Source organism: Aquimarina latercula DSM 2041 (assembly GCF_000430645.1).
GTDB lineage: Bacteria > Bacteroidota > Bacteroidia > Flavobacteriales > Flavobacteriaceae > Aquimarina > Aquimarina latercula.
The window spans coordinates 1-6,669 of the sequence record NZ_AUMK01000025.1; the positions used below are offsets into that span (position 1 = coordinate 1).

Consider the following 6,669-nt stretch of genomic DNA (forward strand, 5'->3'; position numbering starts at 1 on the left):
ACGTTGTAGCTAATTAAATCAAAGTCTGTAAATGACAAAAAGTGACTTCATAAAATCAGTAACGAAATTACTAAAAGACAATGCTAAAGTTTTAGTATTAGTTAGAATCCCTAACTCTGGAAATAACCGAAACTATTTCTTTATGGAGAATTCAAATGAATTAGATGAACTTATTAATGAGAGTAATGAAAGTGACTCAATAACTGTATTCAAAGAGGTTAATGAATTAAATAATGGAATAGTAACTGAGGATTTTATAAAAACCGTAACGGAATCTCAAGTCGAAAATAATTTTGATCCTGAATTGTTAATTGTAAATAATACTTACAAAGAATATAAAAAAAATGGTGGTTCGGAATGGAATACTGTTGAGAATGTTAACGAACTCAAAGAGATTATGACGGATACTATTGGTGAAAAAATGTCAATAATTTCGGAGCCAGACTTTTGTGACGAAGTAAATACATTTCATTTGTATGTTCCTGATAAATATGGCGTAAGTAAATCTGGTACATCTTATTAAAAAACTAGCTACAACACGATATATGTGATCATAGCAGCTAAGTGATGAATTGAATGGTTGTTGTATTTTTGGTAAGGCGCAATGCTTGCAAAAAGTAAAAGTTAGCAACCAATGCGCAGAAATATCGAAAAGCAAGGTAACATTTTGCTCCGCTACGACACATATATTAAACGTTGTAGCCAATTCCCTCTATTTCCTGAAAAATTAATTACTTTGTGGAAACGTTTTACGGAAAAGATCGGATAAAAAAATGTTGATTTTCAAACAATTACAAAAACGTTACTCAGAATTGAGAAATGAGAATACTAACCAAAATTATATTATTGACTTTTATGGGATTATTTACCTCTTGTTTTGGACAAAAAGAAGAACATATTTATTTGGCTGGTTGGGAAGCAGAATTTAACGGAGATGAACAATGCCAAAAATTTCTCGAAACACAAGTTGTAGATAAAAAAACCGCCAATAATATTTGGAGTTCAATTGATCTCGTTTTTAAAGAAGGGAAATTAATTAAAGCCTACGATAATGATGAAGGACACAGAACTGAAAGAAAATTAAAAGAAAGTGAAATAGGATTTGAATATCAAAAATTAAAACCAAATCAGATTTATAGCCTTAATCAAGCAGCAAAATCTGAAAGCTATTTAGGTGGAGAAATACCAAATGAATTTAAAATTCCAAAATTTGAATTTAATGCACCTTTTCAATATTTAGGAAAATTCTCAAAAACAGAAGAAGCTTTCAATTGGCTTCCTTATGATTTGCATATAGCAGCACCAATTTACTTGAATTTTGACAAGTTGTTTATAGATTATTCCGACCCACTAAATCCTAAAGTGTTAAACATTGAGGAATTAAAACAAACGGACAATTCATATGACGATTTGAAACCAAATTCTGAAATAGTTTATGAAAAAGTATATATAACAACACAAAAAGAAACTAACTTTGGCGGAATTGGACATACCTCAGTTCCTAGTTGGATTCAATATCCTGATATTCCTACTTGCCCAAAGTCAAAGAAAACAATGAAGTTACTTTGTCAACTGACTTATGATGGAGTTGATATAAAAACCAAACGTACAAACGTACAACCGAAAGATGAATGGTATAAACAATATTTTGAAAATATGAACTTTTGGGGAGATGGAGATTTATATATTTTTTTTGAACCTGAAAGCAAAATAATGTGCTTTATAATTCAACACACATAAATAAAAAAACTAGCTACAACAGTTTGTATATTGCATATGCCGCCTTCGGCAGGCAAACGCAACATACAAGGAACGTTGTACGTAATATTGACCAAACTATGTGGAATCTGAAAAAATTCTTTGATAAAAAATCGAATAAAGAAATAAAGTACACAACTAATTTCGATATTGAAGAATTAAAAAATATAGAATATCTGACCGAAAGTGATTGGGAAAATATTAAAAATCAAACTTGTGACTATGAATTTGATTGGTTCGGAATCGATAAACTAGGACAAATTGCAATCTTTTCGTCTTTTAATAGAGGTTACAGACCTAAATGTGTGACAAAATCACTTGAACTTTATAAAGAACTTGAAGAAAGACTAGAAAACCTTAAAAAAACAACAAAAGCCATAAAACTGACAAAAGAGGATTGTCGATTAGATGATTGGATTGAATATAGTGAGAAAGGATTATTTACATACGATTTACAAGATGTTCATAGAGTTACTGAAAAGAAACAATTTGACATTTTTTTCAAACCCGAAAAACCTTTAACGATTAACGAACTGAATCTTGAAAAATTTAGTGAAACAATGCCAAGATTTGACTTTGAATTTGGAACGGATTTGTCATTTAAAGAAATGGAAAAAGGATTAATACGCTAAACATACTACGTACAACACTATATATAGCAAATTGGGCGATTAGTGCTTAATCCAAAAGTAGTTGTCTATTTACAAAGTCACCAAATCTTTTGATTTGGTATTAAAAGAAAAAAGATAAAACAAAATAAAAAGATTTGGCTTGTGGCTAAACCGAAAGTAATCGCTTATTTTCTACCCAACTTGCCATATATTAAACGTTATGTACAATTAATATGGGACTGGATATTACACATTGGAAACTTTCATCTGAAAAAACTGATTCCTCACAAATGTTTTTGAAAGAGGAGATAGAATTGGGGGTAAAAGATATAAATAGATTATCTGAAGAAGTCTACAAGAATTCCTTGGTAGATGGATTTTGGGAATTTATCGCTGTATTTGATAATGACCAAGATTTAAAATTATCCAGAACTGAATTAGAAGAATTAAATGACGGATACCGACATTTTAAATTAGTAGTGAGTAGAACTGACGAATTATTCGAAGAAAAAATAAATAAGTTCGAAATCGACAATGGAATCAGTAATTTTAATAAAAAACAAGATAATATTGAGATAGAATTAAAGGATAGTCGCAAAATTCAATTTACAAGTATTTGTTATGAAGGAAAACTAAATCGTAAAGTCGCTTATTTCCGAGAGGCTGGATACCAGCGAAAAGGAATGGGAAATGGATTTAGTGAATACTTTAAAAATGATAGTTTTTACTGTGAACAAAAGAGTTTTAAAAAACTATTGGATTTTAGTTCTCCAAACAATCATATGTATGAAGAAGGAAATATTGAAAATAATTTTATCCAGAATTATACTCAAGGAAAAAGTATCTTAATGATATCTTGGTGAAAAAAGTACATAACACTATGTAAAAATGCATTAAAACGCATTTTACATTAACCGTTGTGCGTCATTTACGAGAACCGAAATTGAACAGTAATCAATGATTAAAAAATGGATTCATAATCTTCTCAAAAAAGAAGAAAGTAATGATATCAATCTTGATATTTTTCAAGAAGCAATAATTGATTATCGTCAAGAGGGACAAGAACTTATGTTTAGACTCGGAGAAAAATATGGTTTAAATATTGAAGTTAAAGAAGACTATGAAAAATTAATATCTAGAAGCAATAAAAATATACCGAGAAGAGGAGAACTTTCGAATAGATGGAATTATAGCTTTCACGGTGGAGAATGTGGATTCTACAATAAAAAACATCAAAAACAAGTGGAAGTTGTTCTAAGTAATCCGCCTGAATTTGGACACATTGATTCTTGGTTTCTTTTGTCTTATATGCAATCAGTCGATAAATACAAAAGTGAAGTTGCAGAAATGGATTGGCAGAAATTAAAGTTGGTTGTCGAAAAACTATATATGAATGGTAAAATAAAAAAAGTAATTGAATAAAATATACAACATACTACTAAATGGACTTCTAATCGGAACAACTGAATTAGAAAAAGCTGATGCACTTATGGGAGTAGTTTTTGGACTGATTGAATTTGATGGAATTGAATCGCCTTACGAAGTCTTCAAAGATTATTGTTTAAAAAACAATATCGTGATAAATACTGACGACCCAGAATATGGATTTATTGACACTCAAGTAATGTCGGAATTAAAAGTATTTAGACAAGACGGAATTGAAATAAAAGGAGTTGCTGGAAATGCAATTACAGGGATGAAAGAAGATGGATATGAAATTTCAATTTTAGGCATCAGTTATCCTTTTTACGAAGAGGAGTTTCCACATCACGTAAAGGAATATGAAAATATGTTAGGAAAAGAATGAAAAACGAACGCACAACAATGGCTATAGTTAATACGGGTTTTGGTGCTTAACCCAAAGTTTAGAGCTTTTAACCAAGTCCGCCAAATCTTTTTGATTTGGCTTTATGAACAAAAAATAAAACAAAATAAAAAGTTTTGGCTAAGTGCTTAATCGAAAGTTCACTACTTTTAATTCCCGTACTAACCATAGCCGAGACGTTACCTGCAATTAATAAAAAATGACAACAGAGGAATTTGTAAAAGCTTTTCATAAAGAGAAACAAGAACTATTAAAAGAATATTTATCGAACAATTCAGAGACTGAGGTTGGAGTGTTGATAAAGTCTCTCAATTTGACGGACGAACAGAATAAAATAATGAAAAAAGTATTAGACTCTTCATTCTCGGACATATTTTACACAATTTTACTAGGTTTAGATGGTTCTACTTCAATTGGTGGAATTCAAGAAATGTATGACTTGAAAGACGAAAATGGAAATCAACTGAACGGCGAAATCGAAAGTTTTGCTTATGAATATTTTCAAGAGAATAAATAAAAAGCAATGTTCCAAAATTCAATAACACTTAAAAATAGACATCTAAAATTCATAAAAACTGTTTCCGAAAATGAAAAAGTTTATGGATTGAAAAGCAAAAATGGATTTGCTACATCAAGCTCGACTCAATATGAAGATGATTATGGAAAACCAATCGGAATGATATGTTTTTGGTCAGAAAAAGTTCAAGCTAAATCTTGCGCAAAAGACGAATGGAAAAAATATAACGTTACCGAAATTCCATTAGTTGAGTTTATAGAAAACTGGTGTATTGGAATGGCTAATGATGAATTACTTATTGGAACGCAGTTTGACCAAAATCTTTTTGGCTATGAAGTTGAACCATTAGATTTGATTTTGGAATTAACTACTGAATTAAAATTAAACGGAAAGGATTTGAATTTTAGAAAGTTTAGTGGAATTTCTGATATAGAAAAACAAGTAAAAGAGATTATTCAATAAAAAAAGCAGGTAACAAGATGTATAAATCATAGTGGCTCCGCCACAACGATTCATACATGCGACGTTGTGCATAATTATGAAAAACATCCAGATTTTAATAATATTTCTATTTTCAATTGGAATTTCAGCACAAAATATAACTGAAATCAACTCTGATTTAAAACTATCTGATTCGCTGACTTACGAAACTGAAGTCCGAATTTATCAAGGTGGTGGAATAACCAATTATTCTTCACTTTTTAGAATGTTTAAAGACAAATCGGAGAAATGGACAGCGGAATTTTACGAGCATTACGCAAAAGTAAACGGACAAGCCGAATTGCGGACTGAAAAGCAAACTCTAACATCGGAAAAAGATATGGAGTTTATATTTCAAAATTTTGTTCGGAGTCATATTTTAGACTTGCCAAGTTTGAGCGAAATACAATGGAAATTAGTAACTCGTGGAAATGTAGAAAAAGTAAAAAAGAAATATCGAGGAAAAGAAATTGAGGAATACGAATTAATGAACAAACAGATTGCGATTTTGGACGGAGAAGGATTTAAAGTTCAGGTCAAAGGTTGGAATAGAGCGAATGAATTTGAATTTTCTAATCCCGACGGATATTTAAAACATTATCCCGAAATTGATGAATTAAATTATATGTGTGAAATTTTGGACTTAATCCGAAATGAATTTGGAATATGGAAAAAATAACTATGCACAACAAAATGTATAATTAATTGCTTAAGGATTTGCTCCTTCGGACAAATCTCGCTGACAATTAATTTCAAATGTTTTAATTATTTTTACACTTAAATAGCGCAACTAATCATACACAAATACGTTAGAGCATATTATAAATAACACTCATCTGAATTGAATATAAATTTCACAAGATTAATAACTAATGGAGAGTTTGGTTTTCTAAAAATCGGACAAAGCAAATCCGAAATTGAAAATCAAAACCTGGTCCCTGAATGTTGGCTGAATAAAGAGTCTAAAGAATCCTCTAGAATATGGAGATACGGGAATTTTGAATTACATTTTGATGATAAAACTCATCTGTCAGGAATATTCAATGATTACGTTAACGAACTTGACGGAGGAGAAAGTTTAAATGTTATGGATAATTGGATTCTAAAAAAAGGCATCCACCCTACTCTTGATGAAGTAACTAATGAATTGAATTCTAAAAAACTTAACTTTTCAAAGGATACGGACTCTTTAGGATTAATTACGATTAAATTAAACAACGGAGTATATATGATATTTGAAAATCTGAATGACGGAAAAGAAATATCGCAAGGAGATTACGGAATGACTGTTATCGGAAAAAAATAAACATGCTCTAACAACATATATGTGATCATAGCAGCAAAGTGATCAATCGGTTGGTTCTTGTATATTTATGATGACGCAATGCTTGCAAAAGTTAAAGTTAGCAACCAATGCGCAGATTTATCCAAAATTAAGGTAACATTTTGCGCTGCTACGACACATATATTAAACGTTA

10 protein-coding genes are annotated in these 6,669 nt (G+C 30.4%); all 10 read left to right on the top strand.

Annotation, left to right across the window (positions count from 1 at the left end):
- The first annotated feature begins 31 nt into the window (after positions 1-31).
- The 10 genes from H526_RS0117760 to H526_RS0117805 all read left to right on the top strand — a co-directional run bounded on the left by H526_RS0117760 (position 32) and on the right by H526_RS0117805 (position 6,497).
- Positions 32-523, top strand: coding sequence for a hypothetical protein (locus H526_RS0117760; RefSeq protein WP_027394230.1), 492 nt, complete (start codon positions 32-34; stop codon positions 521-523).
- Positions 524-819: 296 nt separating this feature from the next.
- On the top strand, positions 820-1,740 hold the full coding sequence (locus H526_RS0117765; RefSeq protein WP_027394240.1) for a hypothetical protein: 921 nt from the start codon (positions 820-822) through the stop codon (positions 1,738-1,740).
- 98 nt (positions 1,741-1,838) lie between these two features.
- A complete protein-coding gene (locus tag H526_RS0117770) occupies positions 1,839-2,390 on the top strand; it encodes a hypothetical protein (protein WP_155839723.1) in 552 nt (183 codons plus the stop codon).
- Positions 2,391-2,602: 212 nt separating this feature from the next.
- Positions 2,603-3,232 (top strand): hypothetical protein, encoded by a 630-nt coding sequence (locus tag H526_RS0117775; protein ID WP_027394242.1) that lies wholly within the window; start codon positions 2,603-2,605, stop codon positions 3,230-3,232.
- 94 nt (positions 3,233-3,326) lie between these two features.
- A complete protein-coding gene (locus H526_RS0117780) occupies positions 3,327-3,791 on the top strand; it encodes a DUF6896 domain-containing protein (RefSeq protein WP_027394243.1) in 465 nt (154 codons plus the stop codon).
- A complete protein-coding gene (locus H526_RS0117785) occupies positions 3,784-4,176 on the top strand; it encodes a hypothetical protein (protein WP_027394244.1) in 393 nt (130 codons plus the stop codon). Before H526_RS0117780 ends, H526_RS0117785 begins: the two co-directional genes overlap by 8 nt.
- Positions 4,177-4,393: 217 nt before the next feature.
- Positions 4,394-4,711, top strand: coding sequence for a hypothetical protein (locus H526_RS0117790; protein ID WP_027394245.1), 318 nt, complete (start codon positions 4,394-4,396; stop codon positions 4,709-4,711).
- Between the two features lie 6 nt (positions 4,712-4,717).
- Positions 4,718-5,173, top strand: coding sequence for a DUF2750 domain-containing protein (locus H526_RS0117795; protein WP_027394246.1), 456 nt, complete (start codon positions 4,718-4,720; stop codon positions 5,171-5,173).
- Positions 5,174-5,249: 76 nt separating this feature from the next.
- Positions 5,250-5,870 carry a hypothetical protein gene (locus H526_RS0117800; protein ID WP_027394247.1) on the top strand — a complete coding sequence of 207 codons (621 nt, stop codon included), beginning with the start codon at positions 5,250-5,252 and terminating at the stop codon, positions 5,868-5,870.
- 162 nt (positions 5,871-6,032) lie between these two features.
- A complete protein-coding gene (locus H526_RS0117805; RefSeq protein ID WP_027394136.1) occupies positions 6,033-6,497 on the top strand; it encodes a hypothetical protein in 465 nt (154 codons plus the stop codon).
- Positions 6,498-6,669 lie beyond the last annotated feature (172 nt).

Coding starts and splice junctions, on each gene's coding strand:
- H526_RS0117765 (WP_027394240.1), top strand. CDS start 820: ATGAGAATACTAACCAAAATTATATTATTGACTTTTATGGGATTATTT.
- H526_RS0117790 (WP_027394245.1), top strand. CDS start 4,394: ATGACAACAGAGGAATTTGTAAAAGCTTTTCATAAAGAGAAACAAGAA.
- H526_RS0117800 (WP_027394247.1), top strand. CDS start 5,250: ATGAAAAACATCCAGATTTTAATAATATTTCTATTTTCAATTGGAATT.
- H526_RS0117780 (WP_027394243.1), top strand. CDS start 3,327: ATGATTAAAAAATGGATTCATAATCTTCTCAAAAAAGAAGAAAGTAAT.
- H526_RS0117770 (WP_155839723.1), top strand. CDS start 1,839: ATGTGGAATCTGAAAAAATTCTTTGATAAAAAATCGAATAAAGAAATA.
- H526_RS0117795 (WP_027394246.1), top strand. CDS start 4,718: ATGTTCCAAAATTCAATAACACTTAAAAATAGACATCTAAAATTCATA.
- H526_RS0117760 (WP_027394230.1), top strand. CDS start 32: ATGACAAAAAGTGACTTCATAAAATCAGTAACGAAATTACTAAAAGAC.
- H526_RS0117775 (WP_027394242.1), top strand. CDS start 2,603: ATGGGACTGGATATTACACATTGGAAACTTTCATCTGAAAAAACTGAT.